Below are 1,776 nucleotides of genomic sequence, written 5' to 3' on the forward strand. Positions count from 1 at the left end.
CCGCGTCGCCGGCGGCAATGTTGTTTTGGTGGTAGAGGCCGTTGGTGCAGTCGCCCGCGGCCCAGATGCCGGGAAGGGAAGTTTGCTGATTTCGCGGGTCAATGATAATCTGGCCGAACGAGTCTCGCTCGACAAGTTTCGCCACTAAATCCGTTGATGGAACCGATCCTGTTTCCACGAAAATGCCTTGCGTAGGCAGTTCGACTTTGTTCCCCGTATCTTTTTCTTTGTATATGATGGCTTCTACAAATTGTTCGCCTTTCACCTCAAGAATTTCTGTATTGAGTACAGCATGCATTTTGGGGTTCGACAAAACCTTTTTCACTGTTACCGGGTCGGCTTTAAATTCTTCACGGCGCTGGAGCAAAACTACACTCTTTGCATAGGCGAGAAGTTGCGCCGCGGTTTCAAAGCCAGCGTTGCCGCCACCGATGACCACAACATCCATGTCTGCAAAAAGCGGTCCGTCGCAGGAAGCGCAGTATACAACGCCTTTATGTTCAAATTTGTCGGCACCTGGCACCTCGAGCCTCCTTCTACGGCTTCCTGTGGCGATTAAAACAGTCTTTGCTTCATAGGATTTTTCACCTACGTTTATTTTAAAACTGTCTGACGCTTTTTCTACGCTCTCTACCAATACACCATCAAGGATTGTTACCACGTCGCTTGCGTAGGTTTTTAGGTGCTCCTTTAGGTTTTCCGCAAGTTTCGTGCCGCTGATTGATGAAGTGCCGATCCAATTTTGAATGTCTGCACTGACCGTACTCTGACCACCGAATTCTTTGGCGATAAAAATGGTTTTCAGGCGTTTGCGCGAGGCATAGACGCCGGCGGCTACAGCCGCCGGCCCGCCGCCGATGATTGCTAAATCGTAGATTAGTTCCAAGTTGGTAAGTTTAAAAGTTGATAAGTTAAAGGCAAAACATATTATACATCAGAAACTTCCAAACTAAAGCCCAGCCATCCCGATTTGGCATCAGGATGGCTGGGCGTAACTTTAAAACTTACTTTTTGGCTCTGCGTAGAAAAGCAGGAACTGCTCCCCAGTCATCATCATTATCTTCCGTGACTTTCTTTTCTTCGGCTTTTGGAGTTGCCTCTTTTGAAACTGATGGAGGTGTTACGCTATAACTTTTACCTTTCTTATCTTCCGCCGGGTCAGTATGGAAAAGGCTGCGCTTGGCGATATTTTCAGGGAAACCAGAAGCAATAACAGTAATTTTGACCTCGCCTTTCTTTAGCTTTTCATCGCGAACGGTACCGAAGATGACTTTTGCATTCGCATCAATTGATTCAGTGATGACTTTTGCCGCATCTTGGATTTCAAACATGGTGAGGTCATCGCCACCAGCAATTGAGAACAAAACACCTTTCGCACCGTGGATTGAAAGTTCTAATAGGGGAGAATTGATGGCATTTTTTGCCGCTTCTTCCGCCCGTTTTTCACCCGAGGCCGAGCCGATGCCCATCAAAGCGCTTCCGGCATTTTCCATGATGGAGCGGATGTCGGCGAAGTCGATATTGATAACTCCTGGCGTAGTGATAAGGTCGGAAATGCCCTCAACAGCTTGCTTCAAAATCTCATCGCACATAGCAAACGCGGCGCGTGCCGTGGTTTCCTTGCTGATTGTGGAAAGCAGACGATCGTTTGGAATAATGATGATAGCGTCAACTGATTTTCGAAGTTCTTCAAGACCTTGTTCCGCCAAACGCATTCTTTGCGCCCCTTCAAAAAAGAAAGGCTTGGTAACGACAGCCACGGTCAAGGCGCCGATT

At 47.7% G+C, this 1,776-nt stretch carries 2 protein-coding genes; both read right to left on the reverse strand.

Annotated features, from left to right (window positions below; translation table 11 throughout):
* Positions 1–886 (reverse strand): FAD-dependent oxidoreductase (locus Q7R76_07255; GenBank protein MDO8643336.1); only part of this gene is annotated, 886 nt, incomplete at its 3' end.
* 118 nt (positions 887–1,004) lie between these two features.
* Positions 1,005–1,776, reverse strand: a 772-nt coding sequence (locus Q7R76_07260) for a cell division protein FtsZ (GenBank protein MDO8643337.1), incomplete at its 5' end; no start/stop codon positions are given.

It is taken from the genome of Candidatus Woesearchaeota archaeon, from assembly GCA_030651375.1.
GTDB lineage: Archaea > Nanobdellota > Nanobdellia > Woesearchaeales > UBA12501 > JAUSFM01.